The sequence below is a fragment of the Acinetobacter sp. ANC_7588 genome, assembly GCF_056783995.1.
This window is the reverse complement of record NZ_JBWYIU010000047.1, coordinates 1-278: the sequence shown is the minus strand read 5'-3', so window position 1 is coordinate 278 and position 278 is coordinate 1. Positions and strand designations below refer to the sequence as shown.

Here is a 278-nt window from a genome sequence, read left to right as displayed (position 1 = left end):
ACAAGCCAAAGCAAACCATCTCGATGCAAGCGAAGCCAAACAACAACTCGAAAGTAGCTTAAACAACGCCAAAGCTTTGAGTGAAGTGGCACAAAATCAACAAACTGATCCACTCAGCTTACTCGAAAACCTACAGGGCTATCTCAAGAACTTAGAGAGCGAAGACCAAAGCAAAGCCGCGGCTTTTAAACAAGCGATCATGCTCTTGGCTTCACCAAGTTCAATTGCCGTAGAAAGTAACGAAGACATCCACCTCAGTGCAGATGGGCAGATCAACC

The 278-nt window shown here is 45.7% G+C and carries 1 pseudogene; it reads left to right on the top strand.

Features of this window, described 5'->3' with window-relative positions:
* Positions 1 to 278, top strand: a pseudogene (locus tag AC1M9J_RS14840) (type VI secretion system tip protein VgrG); the annotation flags it as partial.